The organism is Klebsiella sp. KPN54798, from assembly GCF_021184225.1.
Taxonomy (GTDB): domain Bacteria; phylum Pseudomonadota; class Gammaproteobacteria; order Enterobacterales; family Enterobacteriaceae; genus Klebsiella; species Klebsiella pneumoniae.
Genome location: NZ_CP089234.1, coordinates 1,500,096 through 1,515,006, shown reverse-complemented (window position 1 = coordinate 1,515,006; position 14,911 = coordinate 1,500,096). Strand labels below are relative to the sequence as shown.

The following is a 14,911-nucleotide window of genomic DNA, read 5'->3' as shown; positions in this document are numbered from 1 at the left end:
TGCTCCTTATTGATATACTGATACTTTGCGACTCGCCCTGAGGACACTGGACGATGGAATTAACTTTTTTGGGGACATCCGCCGGGGTGCCGACCCGCACGCGTAATATGACGTCGATAATACTGAATTTGCAACAGCCGACCCGCGCTGAAATGTGGTTGTTTGACTGCGGCGAAGGGACCCAGCATCAGTTTCTTCACACGCCCTACCATCCCGGCAAACTGAATAAGATTTTTATTACCCATCTGCACGGCGACCACCTGTTCGGCCTGCCCGGTCTGCTGTGCAGCCGCTCGATGCAGGGAAACTCTCTGCCCCTCACCCTCTACGGGCCAAAAGGACTCAAAGAGTTTGTTGAGACCGCGCTGCGCCTGAGCGGTTCGTGGACCGACTATCCGCTCACCATCATCGAAGTCGGCCCTGGTCTGGTGTTCGACGAAGAGGGCTATCGGGTCACCGCGTATCCGCTCAGCCATCCGGTGGAGTGCTATGGGTATCGCATTGCGCAGCATGACAAGCCCGGCACCCTCGACGCCGCCCAGCTGATTGCCGATGGCGTGCCTCCCGGGCCGCTGTTCCATCAACTCAAGCGCGGACAGCGCGTCGAGCTGGCAGATGGCCGGGTCATCGACGGCAGCCGCTATCTGGGGCCAGCGACCCCGGGTAAAACGCTGGCCATCTTCGGCGATACCGCCCCCTGCCCGCAGGCGCTGGAGATGGCTCGCGGGGCGGATGTAATGGTCCACGAAACCACCCTTGAGCAGGCGATGGCGGAGAAAGCCAATAGCCGCGGCCACTCTTCCAGTCAGCAGACCGCGGCGCTTGCCAAAGAAGCGGGGGTCGGTACGCTGATCGCCACCCACTTTAGCTCGCGCTACGATGCCGAAGGCTGTCTGCGTATGCTGGCGGAATGCCGGGAGATTTTCCCTAACACGCTGCTGGCGGAAGACTTTATGGTCTACAAGATGGCGTAAAATCCGGGCATAAAAAAACCGCCATCCCGGCGGTTTTTTATTGAGTCAATCAACTTACATCAGCGGCGTCGCCAGCTGCACGATGCTAATCAGCGGCTGCGGCCAGATACCGAGCACCAGCACCAGCAGCGCGGAGATCAGCACCACGATACCGCCGGCGCTGTACTGCCAGTTTGACGGCGCATCGCGATTCAGTTGCTCCGGCGCGCTCAGGTACAGGCTCACTGCCACGCGCAGGTAGTAGTAGAGACCGATCGCCGAGCCGACAACCACCGCGGCAACCAGCCACCACAGATGCGCATGCACACCGACGGCCAGCACGTAGAACTTACCGATAAAGCCGAGGGTCATCGGGATACCGGCCAGGGAGAGCATCATCACCGTCATCACAGCCGACAGGATCGGACGGTGCCAGAACAGGCCGCGGTAGGAGAACAGCGAGTCAGCATCCGGACCGCGGTACGGGCTGGACATCAGGCTGACCACGCCGAACGCGCCGAGGCTGCTGAACAGGTAACCGGCCAGGTAAACGCCCACGGCTTCCATCGACATTTCACCGCTCTGCAGGGCAATCAGCGCCACCAGCAGATAGCCGAGATGGGAGATGGAAGAGTAACCGAGCAGGCGCTTAATGTTGGTCTGGCTCAGCGCCATCAGGTTACCGAAGATGATAGAGGCGAAGGCGATCAGGCCCAGCACCACGCGTACCGCTTCGCTGTTGCCCACCGGCATGTACAGGAACAGACGCATCACTACGCCGAAGATAGCGATCTTGCTGGCGGTCGCCAGGAAGGTGGAGACCGGCGCAGGCGCCCCCTGGTAAACGTCCGGCGTCCACAGGTGGAACGGCACCAGCGACAGTTTAAAGCCAAGACCGACGATCATCAGACCGAGGCCCGCCAGCAGCAGCGGCTCGTGCAGCATGTTGTCCGCCAGGCTTTTGCCCAGCGCGAGGAAGGACAGGTTGCCGGAGTTCGCATACACCAGCGCCATACCGAACAGCAGGAAGGACGAAGCTGCCGCGGAGAGGATGGTGTATTTGATGCTCGCTTCCAGCGAACGCTTCTGGCGGAAGGCGTAACCAACCAGGCCGAACAGCGGCAGCGAAATCAGCTCAATACCGAGGAACAGCGCCGCCAGATGATTCGCACCGGCCAGCAGAATGCCGCCCAGGGCGGCGATCAGCACCAGCAGGTAGAACTCTTCTTTGTTGTCCTTGTAACCCTCAAGCCACGGGTAGGCGAAAGTACAGGTCGCGAGGCTCGCCAGCAGCACCAGACCGGTGTAAAGCATGGCGTAGCCGTCAACGCGGATCAGCGGCGTGACGTCCATCGCCCCGTTCTGGCCGACGAACCAGAGCGAGACCAGCGCGGCGTTAAGTCCAAGAACCGACAGCGTGGCATTGAGAAAATGATTGCGTCGCCACGCAATGGAGAGCATCACAACCACCACCGTCAAGCCGACGATCAGCAGCGGTAGCAGTGCGATCAGTTGTTGTGGAGTTATTGTCATGGCGAATTACGGCCTTGTAGTAGAAACAGAATTAACAAACCACTGCTGAATGTTGCTCATCGCAGCATGCGAGGTGTCGAGGATCGGCTGCGGGAAGAAGCCCAACAGCACCAGCAGCACCACCAGCAGCAGGATGATAGACAGTTCACGCAGGGACATCCCCGGCAACTCTTTCGCCGCCGCTTCGCTCTTCGCTTTACCGAAGTAAGCGCGATGTAACATCGACAGCGAGTAAACGGACGCGAATACCAGACCAAAGGTGGAGATGACGGTGATCGTCGGCACCACTTTATAGCTGCCGAACAGGATCATAAATTCGCCGACGAAGTTACCGGTGCCCGGCATCCCCAGAGTGGCGACCGCGAAGAACATCGACATCGCCGGCAGCCATTTAATTTTGCTCCACAGACCGCCCATCTGGCGCATATCGCGGGTATGCAGACGTTCGTACAGCTGGCCGCAGAGAATAAACAGACCCGCCGCGGACAGACCGTGAGCAATCATCTGGATCACCGCTCCCTGATAGGCCAGCTGGCTGCCGGTGTAGATAGCAATCAGCACGAAGCCCATGTGGGACACGGAGGTGTAGGCGATCAGGCGTTTAATATCGGTCTGGGCGAAGGCCATCCACGCGCCGTAGAAGATACCAATCACGCCCAGCCACATGGCGATGGGCGCAAACTCGGCGGAGGCATTCGGGAACAGCGGCAGCGCAAAGCGCAGCAGACCGTAGGCGGCGGTTTTCAGCAGGATCCCCGCGAGGTCGACAGAGCCGGCGGTCGGCGCCTGGGAGTGAGCGTCCGGCAGCCAGCCGTGCAGCGGCACCACCGGCATTTTCACCGCGAAGGCGATGAAGAAGCCGAGCATCAGCAGGTATTCCACGCCGTGAGACATTGGGGTTTTCAGCAGATCTTCATAGTTGAAGGTCCACACGCCGGTGGCGTTGAAGTGGACGAAGGCCAGCGCCAGAATGGCAATCAGCATCACCAGGCCGCTCGCCTGGGTATAGATGAAGAACTTGGTGGCCGCTGTGATGCGCGTTTTACCGTCCGAGGCTTTGTGGCCCCACAGCGCGATCAGGAAGTACATCGGCACCAACATCATTTCCCAGAAGAAGAAGAACAGGAACATGTCGATGGCGAGGAACACGCCGATAACGCCGCCCAGGATCCACATCAGGTTGAGGTGGAAGAAGCCCTGGTATTTTTCGATTTCACGCCACGAACAGAGCACCGCCAGCACGCCGAGGAGACCGGTCAGCACCACCATCAGCAGCGACAGGCCGTCGATCGCCAGATGGATGCTAATGCCGAAGCGTGGGATCCACGGCAGCACGAATTCCGACTGCCATTGCGGAATACCCGCGGATTGCGTCAGAGAATAGCCGCCCTGCATCCACAGCTGCAGGCCAAGCACCAGCGTCAGTCCCATGGTAATCAGCGCGATCCAGCGCGGCACTTTCACGCCAAAGCGTTCGGTCTGCCAGCACAGGAAGCCGCCGATAAAGGGAATTAATATTAGCCAGGGTAGTAACATGGCGATTTTTATTCCTTGTTAAAGTCCCGTTCAGGACCGATTTTCAACGAATTCGACTACATTCACGTTTGAGTGCGGTTTGTTGTGTCGGGTGGCGCTTCGCTTACCCGACCTACGGTCTCGTAGGCCCGGTAAGCGAAGCGCCACCGGGCAAAACCGCGCGATCAAATCAACGCAATACCATCAGCAGCGCCAGCACCACCACCGCGCCGATGCTCATTGAAGCCACATACCAGCGCAGATAACCGTTCTCGCTCACCAGCAGGCCTTTGCCTGCGAAGCGGGAAAGGATCGCCGGGATATTCATCAACGAGTTCAGCGGATCGCGTTTCAGCAGCCAGGCAATACCGAGGAATGGTTTTACGAACACCTTGTCGTATAACCAGTCGAAGCCCCAGGCATGGAACCACCAGGTACCGAAGAAGCGGCCAGGCGCACTGTTGGCGATGGAGGTCACCAGCGTGCGTTTGCCCAGCCACAGCCATGCGGCGATCAGAATCCCGGCAATGGCGATGATCCCGGAGGCAATCTCCAGCGTCATCACGCTACCGTGGGCGAGCTCAGTGGTCTGCGGCAGTACGCCTTCCAGCGGCGGCACAATCAGCGCGCCAACGAAGGTGGATAGTACCAGCAGCACAATCAGCGGCAGATGATGGGTAATCCCCTTCCCTGCGTGCGCGTGAATTTGCTCTTTACCGTGGAATACGATGAAAATCATCCGGAAGGTGTACAGCGAGGTCATAAAGGCGCCGACCAGGCCTGCCACCATCAGATTGATATGGCCATTGGCCATCGCGCCTGCCAGAATCTCATCCTTACTGAAGAAGCCTGCGGTGATAAGCGGCAGTGCGGACAGCGCCGCGCCCCCCACCAGGAAGCAGACATATACCAGCGGAATCGATTTGCGCAGGCCGCCCATCTTGAAGATGTTCTGTTCGTGATGGCAGGCCAGAATGACCGAACCAGACGACAGGAACAGCAGCGCTTTAAAGAACGCGTGAGTCATCAGGTGGAAAATCGCCGCGTCCCATGCCTGCACGCCCAGCGCGAGGAACATGTAGCCAATCTGGCTCATGGTAGAGTAGGCGAGAACGCGTTTGATATCGGTCTGCACCAGCGCGGCGAAGCCCGCCAACACCAGGGTGACCGCCCCGACGATACCGACCAGATGCAGCACTTCCGGCGTCATCAGGAACAGGCCGTGGGTACGGGCGATCAGATAGACGCCCGCGGTGACCATGGTCGCGGCGTGGATCAGCGCAGAGACCGGCGTCGGACCCGCCATCGCATCGGCAAGCCACGTTTGCAGCGGCAGCTGGGCGGATTTACCGACCGCGCCGCCAAGCAGCATCAGCGTCGCCCACTGCAGCGTGGTGCTGCCGTTAGCGAAGTGCTGCGGCGCCAGCTCCACCATTTCGCGGAAGTTCAGGGTGCCCAGTTCGTTATAAAGAATGAACAGCGCGAAGGCGAGGAACACGTCGCCGACGCGGGTCACCACAAACGCTTTCATCGCTGCGGCGCCGTTCTTCGGATCGGTGTAGTAGAAACCGATCAGCAGGTAAGAACAGAGGCCCACGCCTTCCCAACCGAGGTACATCAGCAGCAGGTTATCGGCCAGTACCAGAACCACCATGCTGGCGATAAACAGGTTGGTATAGGCGAAGAAGCGGGAATATCCCTCTTCACCGCGCATGTACCAGGAGGCGAACATGTGGATCAGGAAGCCGACGCCGGTAACTACGGAGAGCATGGTCAGCGACAGGCCGTCCAACACCAGGTTGAAGCCGATGTTGAAATCACCGACCGACATCCAGGTCCACAGCGGCACGCTGACCGCCTGTTTGCCGTTAGCGAAAAAGTCGACGCCAACGTACGCGGTGACCAGCGCCGCCAGGCCTACCGAGCCCATGCCAACGGCGGCGGAAAGATTTTCCGACCAGCGCCCGCGGGAGAAGGCCAGCAGCACAAAGCCAATCAATGGCAAAAGAATGGTTAAGGCAAGCATGTTCATCCACGCAACTCACTTACTGAATCGATGTTCAGGTTCTGGCGGCGACGATGGAGCTGCAGCAGCAGCGCCAGGCCGATACTCGCTTCCGCAGCCGCGAGGCTGATGGCGAGGATATACATTATCTGACCATCTGCCTGACCCCAGTAGCTACCCGCCACCACAAAGGCCAGCGCGGCGGCGTTAATCATGATTTCCAGGCTAATCAACATAAACAGCAGATTGCGGCGGATCACCAGCCCCGTCAGACCAAGCACAAACAGGATGGCCGCGAGGATCAGTCCATGTGTTAAGGGGATCATGCGTGTTCCTCCGTTTTTCGTTTGTCGCTGTCGTTCAGACGGTTGCTCAGCACCTCGCCGGCGCGCTCTTCGCGGCCAATGTGGAAGGCAACCACCAGGCCCGCCAGCAGCAGCATGGAGGCCAGCTCCACCGCCAGGACGTACGGCCCAAACAGCGCAATGCCCACTTCTTTGGCGTTAATCGCCGCACCGTCGATACCCTGGTCGTTAATGCCCAGGATGGCGTAAACGATAACCACCAGCAGCACCGCGGAGAGGATGGCCGGGCCAATCCAGATCCCCGGCTGCAGCCACTTGCGCTCCTGTTCGATCTCGGTGCCGCCCAGGTTGAGCATCATCACCACGAAGACGAACAGCACCATAATGGCCCCGGCGTAGACGATGATTTCCAGCGCTCCGGCGAAGTACGCGCCCAGCGAGAAGAACACCCCGGCAATCGCCAGCAGCGAAATAATCAGGTACAGCAGCGCATGCACCGGATTGGTGTGGGTGACGACCCGCAAGGTTGCGAGGATGGCTATCAGGCCACAGATATAAAAAGCGAATTCCATTGCCCCTCTCCTTACGGTAACAGGCTCTTGACGTCGATTGGCTTAGCTTCATTTTCCGCTTCGCCCTTATCTTTGCCGTCGATTGCCATACCCGCCATCCGGTAGAAGTTATATTCCGGGTATTTGCCCGGACCGGAAATCAGCAGATCCTCTTTTTCGTACACCAGATCCTGACGCTTGTATTCACCCAGCTCGAAGTCCGGGGTCAACTGGATCGCCGTGGTCGGGCACGCTTCTTCGCACAGGCCGCAGAAGATGCAACGTGAGAAGTTGATGCGGAAGAACTCCGGATACCAGCGGCCGTCTACCGTCTCTGCTTTCTGCAGCGAGATACAGCCCACCGGGCAGGCTACCGCACACAGGTTACAGGCGACGCAGCGCTCTGCACCGTCCGGATCGCGGGTCAGCACGATGCGGCCGCGATAGCGCGGCGGCAGGTAGACCGGCTCTTCCGGATACATCCGGGTTTCACGTTTGGCGAAGGCATGCAGGCCAATCATCCAGATACTACGGACCTGGGTGCCAAACCCCACCAATAATTCTTTTAAGGTCATGTTCAATTCACCCCTTATTGCGCCTGCCAGAGAATGACAGCCGCCGTTACCAACAAGTTGACCAGCGTTAACGGCAGGCATACCTTCCAGCCAAAGGACATTACCTGGTCATAGCGCGGACGCGGTAATGATGCGCGGATCAAAATGAACATCATCATGAAGAACGCGGTTTTCAGCGCGAACCAGATGAAAGGAGGTAACCACGGGCCATTCCAGCCGCCGAAGAACAGCGTGACGATCAGCGCTGAAACGGTGACGATACCGATGTATTCCCCGACGAAGAACAGACCGAATTTCATGCCGGAATATTCAATGTGGTAACCATCGGCCAGTTCCTGCTCCGCTTCCGGCTGGTCGAACGGGTGACGGTGACACACCGCCACGCCGGCGATGGCGAAAGTCACGAAGCCGAAGAACTGCGGGATAACGTTCCACAGATGCGCCTGGTTGTTGACGATATCGGTCATATTGAATGACCCCGCCTGCGCCACCACGCCCATCAGGGAGAGACCGAGAAACACTTCGTAGCTCAGGGTCTGCGCGGAAGCACGCATCGCCCCCAGCAGCGAGTATTTGTTATTGCTCGACCAACCGGCGAACAGCACCGCGTAGACCGCCAGGCCTGCCATCATCAGGAAGAAGAGGATGCCGATGTTCAGGTCGGCCACCACCCACGTCGGGCTAACCGGCACGATAGCGAAGGCCAGCAGCAGCGAGGTAAAGGCGATAACCGGCGCCAGAGTAAAGATCACGCGATCGGAGAAGCGCGGGATCCAGTCCTCTTTAAAGAACATCTTGATCATGTCGGCGACCAGCTGCAGCGAACCGCCCCAGCCGACGCGGTTAGGTCCGTAGCGGTTCTGGAACAAGCCGAGCAGACGACGCTCGCCGAAGCTCATGAACGCGCCGCAGGTGACAACCACCAGCAGAATGACCACGGCCTTCAGGATGCTTAACAGAATGTCGATAAGATCCGGCGTTAACCAGCTCATGCTTTCGCCTCCTGCAGTGAATCAATACGCGATCCGGTCAGCACCGGCGCAATGCCCGGCATGCCCATCGGTAAGCCAACCTGTCCCGCGGTCAGGCCTTCAGAGATAACCAGCGGCAGACGCAGGGTCTGGCCTTCCACGCTAAAGGAGAGCATTGCGCCTGGGTTGACGCCAAGCTTCGCGGCATCCGCCGGGTTCAGCTTGATGTACGGCTCAGGCATCCGGCTCTGGAACACCGGCGCGCGCTGAGACAGCTCATCGCTGCCGAACAGATGGTAGTACGGCGCAATTCGCCATTTGCCCTCTTCCGCCTGGAAGCTGGCCGGCACCGCCGTGAAGTACTCCAGTCCGCTGGCGGACGCTTCAAACAGACGAACGCCCGGATCACCGTGGCGCAGTTTCCCGCCCACTTCATCCTGGAACTTGTTCCATGCCTGCGGGGAGTTCCAGCCCGGCGCCCAGGCGAACGGGATCTGCGAACGCGGGGCGGACGGCTGGTTGTTCCCTTCCATGGAGAAGGCGAACATCGTGTCTTTATCCTGCGGCTGACGCGGCTCGTGCACGCTGATGTTAGCGCGCATCGCCGTGCGGCCGCTGTAGCGGTGCGGTTCACGCGCCAGCTTCTGGCCGCGAATGCGGAAGGTCGCATCCGGCGCGGCGTCTTTAATGCCCGCCAGCTGCGGCAGCGCGGCAATCGCCGCATCAATGACGTGGTCCAGCTGAGTCCAGTCAACCTGACGGTTGTTGACGGTGCTGTGCAGCGAATGCAGCCAGCGCCAGCTTTCCAGCATTACGGTTTTCGCGTCGTAGTAAACCGGATCGTAAACCTGGAAGAAACGTTGGGCGCGGCCTTCGTTGTTCACCACGGTACCGTCGCTTTCCGCAAAGCTTGCCGCGGAGAGCACCAGGTGCGCTTTGTCCATAATCGCGGTGCGCTGATGATCCACCACCATCACCAGCGGCGCTTTCGCCAGCGCAGCGTCAACGCGCGCGGCGGAAGCATGACGGTGAAGGTCGTTTTCCAGCACGATAACCGCGTCTGCGGCGCCGCTTTCCAGTTCGTCCAGCGCCTCTTCAAGCGAGCCGCCGCCGATCATGCCCAGTCCGACGCTGTTAACCGCCCGGGCGACCATGGTCACCCCGACATCGGCGCCGCGGCCTTTCAGAGCTTTCGCCACGTTAGCGGCGGCCTGGATGATCTCCATGCTGCCGGCGTTGGTCCCGGAGATGATCAGCGGTTTTTTCGCCCCGGCCAGCGCCTGAACGATAACGTCGACTTTACCCTGCAGGTCCTGGCTCAGGCCGTCAACCGCCGGCGCGCTGTCGTCCAGCGCATGGGCAATAGCAAAGCCGAGACGCGCCTGATCTTCTACCGGCGCGCGGTAGGTCCACGCCGCGATGTCATCCAGGCGGGTGTCATCGACGTTGGTGACGAATAGCGGGTGCTTGGCGCGCTGGCCGATGTTGAGGATCGCGGCGATCTGCCAGTCGGCCACTTTCTGCGCCGCCGCCATTTCGCGTGCTTTCCCTTTCACTGCCTGGCGTACCGCCAGGGCCACGCGCGCGCCGGTCTGGGTAATGTCTTCGCCCAGCACCAGTACCGCATCGTAGGATTCGATATCGCGCAGGCTTGGCGTGTGGATCCCGCCCTCGCGCAGCACTTTCAGCATCATCTGCAGGCGCGCTTGTTCGCCTTTGGCGATGCCGGTATAGAAGTTGTCGGCGCCCACCAGCTCGCGCAGCGCGAAGTTGCTTTCAATGCTGGCGCGCGGAGAGCCGATGCCGATCACTTTCTTCGACTGGCGCAGGATATCCGCCGCCCCCTGCATCGCCTGCTCGGCGTTAAGGGTGATCAGATCGTCGCCGCGGCGCTGTACCGGCTGACGCGGACGGTCTTTCAGGTTCACGTAGCCATAGCCGAAACGACCGCGGTCGCAGAGGAAGTAGCGGTTCACGGTACCGTTATAGCGGTTTTCGATACGACGCAACTCGCCATAGCGTTCGCCCGGGCTGATGTTACAGCCGATGGAACACTGCTGGCAGATGCTCGGCGCAAACTGCATGTCCCACTTACGGTTATAGCGCTCAGAGTGGGTTTTGTCGGTGAAGACGCCGGTCGGGCAGACTTCCACCAGGTTGCCGGAGAACTCGCTCTCCAGGGTGCCATCTTCCGGGCGGCCGAAGTAGACGTTGTCGTGCGCGCCATAGACGCCCAGATCGGTGCCGTCGGCATAATCTTTGTAGTAGCGCACGCAGCGGTAGCAGGCGATGCAGCGGTTCATTTCGTGCGAAATAAACGGCCCCAGATCCTGATTGCGGTGGGTACGCTTGGTGAAACGATAGCGGCGGAAGCTATGACCGGTCATCACCGTCATATCCTGCAGGTGGCAGTTGCCGCCCTCTTCGCAGACCGGGCAGTCGTGCGGGTGGTTAGTCATCAACCACTCCACCACGCTTTCGCGGAACTGCTTCGCTTCGCTGTCGTCGATAGAAATAAAGGTGCCGTCGGATGCCGGAGTCATACAGGACATCACCAGGCGACCACGCGTGTCTTCCGCGTTCTGATATTGCTTCACCGCACACTGGCGGCAAGCACCGACGCTCCCTAGCGCCGGGTGCCAGCAAAAGTAGGGAATATCAAGACCAAGAGAGAGACAAGCCTCTAGCAGGTTGTCCGCCCCGTTGACCTCGTATTCTTTGCCGTCTACATGAATCGTAGCCATTTGCGTGCTTCCAAAAATAAAAAACCTTTAGATTACCAGCGCGTCTTAAGCAGGTTCGGCTGAATCCCGTTGATTGCATGGGTATTGCTGAACTGCTGCTTAATGCCAGCCTCGAATTCTTCGCGGAAATATTTAATCGCGCTCTGTAGCGGCTCGACCGCGCCCGGCGCGTGCGCGCAGAAGGTTTTACCCGGGCCCAGGAATCGACACAGTTGCTCAAGGGTTTCGATATCGCCAGGCTGGCCTTCGCCGCGCTCCAGGGCGCGCAGGATCTTCACGCTCCACGGCAGACCATCGCGGCACGGCGTACACCAGCCGCAGGACTCGCGGGCAAAGAACTCTTCAAGGTTACGCACCAGCGAGACCATGTTGATCTCGTGGTCAACGGCCATCGCCAGCGAGGTGCCCAGACGGCTGCCCGCTTTACCAATGCTTTCGAATTCCATCGGCAGATCGAGGTGCGCTTCGGTGAGGAAGTCGGTCCCTGCTCCGCCCGGTTGCCAGGCTTTAAACTTCAGGCCATCGCGCATACCGCCGGCGTAATCTTCGAGGATCTCGCGGGCAGTGGTGCCGAACGGCAGCTCCCAGACGCCCGGATTCTTCACCCGGCCGGAGAAGCCCATCAGCTTGGTGCCAGCATCTTTGCTGGTGGAAATGTTCTGGTACCACTCGACGCCGTTGGCGAGGATCGCTGGCACGTTGCACAGGGTTTCTACGTTGTTGACGCAGGTCGGCTTGCCCCAGACGCCGGAGCTCGCCGGGAACGGCGGCTTGGATCGCGGGTTGGCGCGGCGGCCTTCCAGAGAGTTGATCAGCGCCGTCTCTTCGCCGCAGATATAGCGCCCTGCCCCGGTGTGCACGAACAGCTCGAAGTCAAACCCGGTGCCGAGGATGTTTTTCCCCAACAGACCCGCTTCGGTGGCTTCGGCAATCGCGCGACGCAGATGCTGGGCCGCTTCAATATATTCTCCGCGCAGGAAGATGTAGCCGCGGTACGCTTTCAGCGCAAACGCGGAGATCAGCATGCCTTCCACCAGCAGGTGCGGCAGCTGCTCCATCAGCAGGCGGTCTTTATAGGTGCCCGGCTCCATTTCATCGGCGTTACACAGCAGGTAACGGATGTTCATGGATTCGTCTTTCGGCATCAGGCTCCACTTCAGACCAGTAGAGAAGCCCGCGCCGCCGCGCCCTTTCAGGCCAGCGTCTTTTACCGCCGTGACAATCTCATCCGGGGCCATCCCGGTCAGGGCTTTACGCGCCCCTTCATAGCCATTTTTACTGCGATACTCGTCCAGCCACACCGGCTGCTTGTCGTCGCGCAGGCGCCAGGTGAGCGGATGCGTTTCCGCAGTACGAATTACGGTTTTCATTTGTACTGCTCCAGCAGGTCAGGAATTGCCTCCGGCGTCAGATGGCTGTGAGTATCCTCATCAATCATCATGGTCGGTCCCTTGTCGCAGTTACCCAGGCAGCAGGTCGGCAGCAGGGTAAAGCGGCCATCAAAGGTGGTCTGCCCCGGCTTGATATTCAGTTTCTTCTCAATGGCGGCCTGAATACCCTGATAGCCGGTGATGTGGCATACCACGCTGTCGCAGTAGCGGATCACGTGACGGCCAACCGGCTGGCGGAAAATCTGGCTGTAGAACGTCGCCACGCCTTCCACGTCGCTGGCCGGGATCCCCAGCACATCGGCGATGGCGTAGATCGCGCCATCCGGCACCCAGCCGCGCTGTTTCTGAACGATTTTCAGCGCTTCGATGGACGCCGCACGCGGGTCTTCGTAGTGGTGCTTCTCGTGCTCAATAGCCTCACGCTCTGCCGCACTCAGCTCAAAAGCCTCGGTTTGTGGTTGTTGATTCTCGTGCATAATTAGCGGTCCACGTCTGACATAACAAAATCGATACTACCCAGATAGACGATCAGGTCGGATACCAGGCTGCCGCGGATCGCCGACGGGATCTGCTGCAGGTGCGCAAAGCTCGGCGTACGGACGCGGGTGCGGTAGCTCATGGTGCTGCCGTCGCTGGTCAGGTAGTAACTGTTGATCCCTTTGGTCGCCTCAATCATCTGGAAAGATTCGTTGGCCGGCATCACCGGGCCCCACGATACCTGCAGGAAGTGGGTGATCAGGGTTTCGATATGCTGCAGCGTGCGCTCTTTCGGCGGCGGCGTGGTCAGCGGGTGATCCGCTTTGAACGGGCCTTCCGGCATGTTATCGAGGCACTGCTGAAGAATGCGCAGGCTCTGGCGCAGCTCTTCTACTTTCAGCATCACGCGGGTGTAGCAGTCTGAGACGCCCCCCCCGGTCGGGACTTCGAAGTCGAAGTTTTCATAGCCAGAGTAAGGACGCCATTTACGCACGTCGAAGTCGATACCGGTGGCGCGCAGGCCTGCGCCGGTGGTGCCCCACTCCAGCGCCTCTTTGGCGGTATAGGCTGCCACGCCGACGGAACGGCCTTTCAGAATGGTGTTGCGCAGGGCGGCCTTCTCATAGGAGTCCAGACGCTTCGGCATCCACTCGAGGAACTCACGCAGCAGGCGATCCCAGCCACGCGGCAGATCGTGCGCGACGCCGCCGATGCGGAACCACGCCGGGTGCATACGGAACCCGGTAATCGCTTCCACCAGATCGTAAATTTTCTGCCGATCGGTAAAGGCGAAGAAGACCGGCGTCATCGCGCCGACGTCCTGAATAAAGGTCGAGATATACAGCAGGTGGCTGTTGATGCGGAACAGCTCGGAGAGCATCACGCGGATCACGTTCACGCGATCCGGTACGGTGATCCCAGCCAGTTTTTCCACCGCCAGCACGTACGGCATCTCGTTGACGCAGCCGCCGAGATATTCAATACGGTCGGTATACGGGATGTAGCTGTGCCAGGACTGACGCTCGCCCATCTTCTCGGCGCCGCGGTGGTGATAACCGATATCCGGTACGCAGTCGACGATCTCTTCGCCGTCCAGTTGCAGAATAATGCGGAACGCACCATGCGCCGATGGGTGGTTCGGACCGAGGTTGAGGAACATGAAGTCCTCGTTGTCGGTGCCGCGCTTCATGCCCCACTCTTCCGGTTTAAAGGTCAGCGCCTCCATCTCCAGATCCTGTTTGGCTTTGGTCAGCTCAAACGGGTCGAACTCGGTGGCACGCGCCGGATAATCTTTACGCAGCGGGTGACCTTCCCAGGTCGGCGGCATCATGATGCGACGCAGGTTCGGGTGACCATCGAAGGTAATGCCAAACATTTCCCAGGTTTCACGCTCATACCAGTTGGCGTTGGGGAACAGTTTGGTGAAGGTCGGCAGATGCAGATCGTTTTCCGACAGCGCCACCTTGAGCATGATGTCGCGGTTGCGATCGATGGAGATCAGGTGATAGAAAACGGAAAAATCCGCGGCGGGCAGGCCATCGCGGTGCGTGCGCAGACGTTCGTCCATGCCGTGCAGGTCAAACAGCATCACGTAAGGCTTCGGCAATTTCTTCAGGAAATCACCCACCTCCAGCAGCTGTTCACGCTTCACCCATACCACCGGTACGCCGGTACGGGTTGGCTGAACGGTAAAGGCATCCGGCCCAAAGCGGTTGCGCAGTTCGCCAATCACCGGGTCATCAAGGTGATCGCGGGTTTGCCAGGCTGGTGCGGCGTCATGCGCGGTTAAATCGGTCATATTGTTCACCATTGCAAAAGGTCCGTGGTGACTGCCGGCGAGACTTCGCGCTGTTGTAGATTGATTTGCGAAGTGGTTCTCCCGCCCGCAGGC

At 59.6% G+C, this 14,911-nt stretch carries 12 protein-coding genes; 1 reads left to right on the top strand and 11 read right to left on the bottom strand.

The features are described 5' to 3' along the window. Positions 1 to 53: 53 nt before the first annotated feature. On the top strand, positions 54 to 974 hold the full coding sequence (gene rnz / locus LPQ25_RS07525) for a ribonuclease Z (RefSeq protein WP_004214593.1): 921 nt from the start codon (positions 54 to 56) through the stop codon (positions 972 to 974). A gap of 54 nt (positions 975 to 1,028) precedes the next feature. Here rnz and nuoN read toward each other — a convergent pair whose 3' ends face one another. The 11 genes from nuoN to nuoC all read right to left on the bottom strand — a co-directional run bounded on the left by nuoN (position 1,029) and on the right by nuoC (position 14,830). Continuing rightward, a complete protein-coding gene (nuoN, locus tag LPQ25_RS07520; RefSeq protein ID WP_004151107.1) occupies positions 1,029 to 2,486 on the bottom strand; it encodes an NADH-quinone oxidoreductase subunit NuoN in 1,458 nt (485 codons plus the stop codon). A 6-nt stretch (positions 2,487 to 2,492) separates the two neighbouring features. Continuing rightward, positions 2,493 to 4,022, bottom strand: a complete 1,530-nt coding sequence (gene nuoM / locus LPQ25_RS07515) for an NADH-quinone oxidoreductase subunit M (protein WP_014907161.1) — start codon at positions 4,020 to 4,022, stop codon at positions 2,493 to 2,495. A 169-nt stretch (positions 4,023 to 4,191) separates the two neighbouring features. Continuing rightward, positions 4,192 to 6,033 (bottom strand): NADH-quinone oxidoreductase subunit L, encoded by a 1,842-nt coding sequence (nuoL, locus tag LPQ25_RS07510; RefSeq protein WP_004151106.1) that lies wholly within the window; start codon positions 6,031 to 6,033, stop codon positions 4,192 to 4,194. Beyond that, the gene (gene nuoK / locus LPQ25_RS07505; protein WP_002913148.1) at positions 6,030 to 6,332 is read right to left on the bottom strand and encodes an NADH-quinone oxidoreductase subunit NuoK; all 303 of its coding nucleotides are present in this window, start codon (positions 6,330 to 6,332) and stop codon (positions 6,030 to 6,032) included. The genes nuoL and nuoK overlap by 4 nt, the downstream gene beginning before the upstream one ends. Next, positions 6,329 to 6,883 carry an NADH-quinone oxidoreductase subunit J gene (gene nuoJ, locus LPQ25_RS07500; RefSeq protein WP_002913150.1) on the bottom strand — a complete coding sequence of 185 codons (555 nt, stop codon included), beginning with the start codon at positions 6,881 to 6,883 and terminating at the stop codon, positions 6,329 to 6,331. Before nuoJ ends, nuoK begins: the two co-directional genes overlap by 4 nt. An 11-nt stretch (positions 6,884 to 6,894) precedes the next feature. Next, positions 6,895 to 7,437, bottom strand: coding sequence for an NADH-quinone oxidoreductase subunit NuoI (gene nuoI / locus LPQ25_RS07495; protein WP_002913152.1), 543 nt, complete (start codon positions 7,435 to 7,437; stop codon positions 6,895 to 6,897). A 14-nt stretch (positions 7,438 to 7,451) separates the two neighbouring features. Then, a complete protein-coding gene (gene nuoH, locus LPQ25_RS07490) occupies positions 7,452 to 8,429 on the bottom strand; it encodes an NADH-quinone oxidoreductase subunit NuoH (protein WP_002913156.1) in 978 nt (325 codons plus the stop codon). Next, positions 8,426 to 11,152 (bottom strand): NADH-quinone oxidoreductase subunit NuoG, encoded by a 2,727-nt coding sequence (gene nuoG, locus LPQ25_RS07485; RefSeq protein ID WP_015875066.1) that lies wholly within the window; start codon positions 11,150 to 11,152, stop codon positions 8,426 to 8,428. Before nuoG ends, nuoH begins: the two co-directional genes overlap by 4 nt. Positions 11,153 to 11,184: 32 nt before the next feature. After that, positions 11,185 to 12,522, bottom strand: a complete 1,338-nt coding sequence (nuoF, locus tag LPQ25_RS07480) for an NADH-quinone oxidoreductase subunit NuoF (protein WP_002913158.1) — start codon at positions 12,520 to 12,522, stop codon at positions 11,185 to 11,187. Beyond that, positions 12,519 to 13,019 (bottom strand): NADH-quinone oxidoreductase subunit NuoE, encoded by a 501-nt coding sequence (gene nuoE / locus LPQ25_RS07475; RefSeq protein WP_002913160.1) that lies wholly within the window; start codon positions 13,017 to 13,019, stop codon positions 12,519 to 12,521. Before nuoE ends, nuoF begins: the two co-directional genes overlap by 4 nt. Before the next feature lie 2 nt (positions 13,020 to 13,021). After that, the gene (gene nuoC / locus LPQ25_RS07470) at positions 13,022 to 14,830 is read right to left on the bottom strand and encodes an NADH-quinone oxidoreductase subunit C/D (protein ID WP_002913162.1); all 1,809 of its coding nucleotides are present in this window, start codon (positions 14,828 to 14,830) and stop codon (positions 13,022 to 13,024) included. Positions 14,831 to 14,911: the final 81 nt, after the last annotated feature.

Coding starts and splice junctions, on each gene's coding strand:
- rnz (WP_004214593.1), top strand. CDS start 54: ATGGAATTAACTTTTTTGGGGACATCCGCCGGGGTGCCGACCCGCACG.
- nuoN (WP_004151107.1), bottom strand. CDS start 2,486: ATGACAATAACTCCACAACAACTGATCGCACTGCTACCGCTGCTGATC.
- nuoM (WP_014907161.1), bottom strand. CDS start 4,022: ATGTTACTACCCTGGCTAATATTAATTCCCTTTATCGGCGGCTTCCTG.
- nuoL (WP_004151106.1), bottom strand. CDS start 6,033: ATGAACATGCTTGCCTTAACCATTCTTTTGCCATTGATTGGCTTTGTG.
- nuoK (WP_002913148.1), bottom strand. CDS start 6,332: ATGATCCCCTTAACACATGGACTGATCCTCGCGGCCATCCTGTTTGTG.
- nuoJ (WP_002913150.1), bottom strand. CDS start 6,883: ATGGAATTCGCTTTTTATATCTGTGGCCTGATAGCCATCCTCGCAACC.
- nuoI (WP_002913152.1), bottom strand. CDS start 7,437: ATGACCTTAAAAGAATTATTGGTGGGGTTTGGCACCCAGGTCCGTAGT.
- nuoH (WP_002913156.1), bottom strand. CDS start 8,429: ATGAGCTGGTTAACGCCGGATCTTATCGACATTCTGTTAAGCATCCTG.
- nuoG (WP_015875066.1), bottom strand. CDS start 11,152: ATGGCTACGATTCATGTAGACGGCAAAGAATACGAGGTCAACGGGGCG.
- nuoF (WP_002913158.1), bottom strand. CDS start 12,522: ATGAAAACCGTAATTCGTACTGCGGAAACGCATCCGCTCACCTGGCGC.
- nuoE (WP_002913160.1), bottom strand. CDS start 13,019: ATGCACGAGAATCAACAACCACAAACCGAGGCTTTTGAGCTGAGTGCG.
- nuoC (WP_002913162.1), bottom strand. CDS start 14,830: ATGGTGAACAATATGACCGATTTAACCGCGCATGACGCCGCACCAGCC.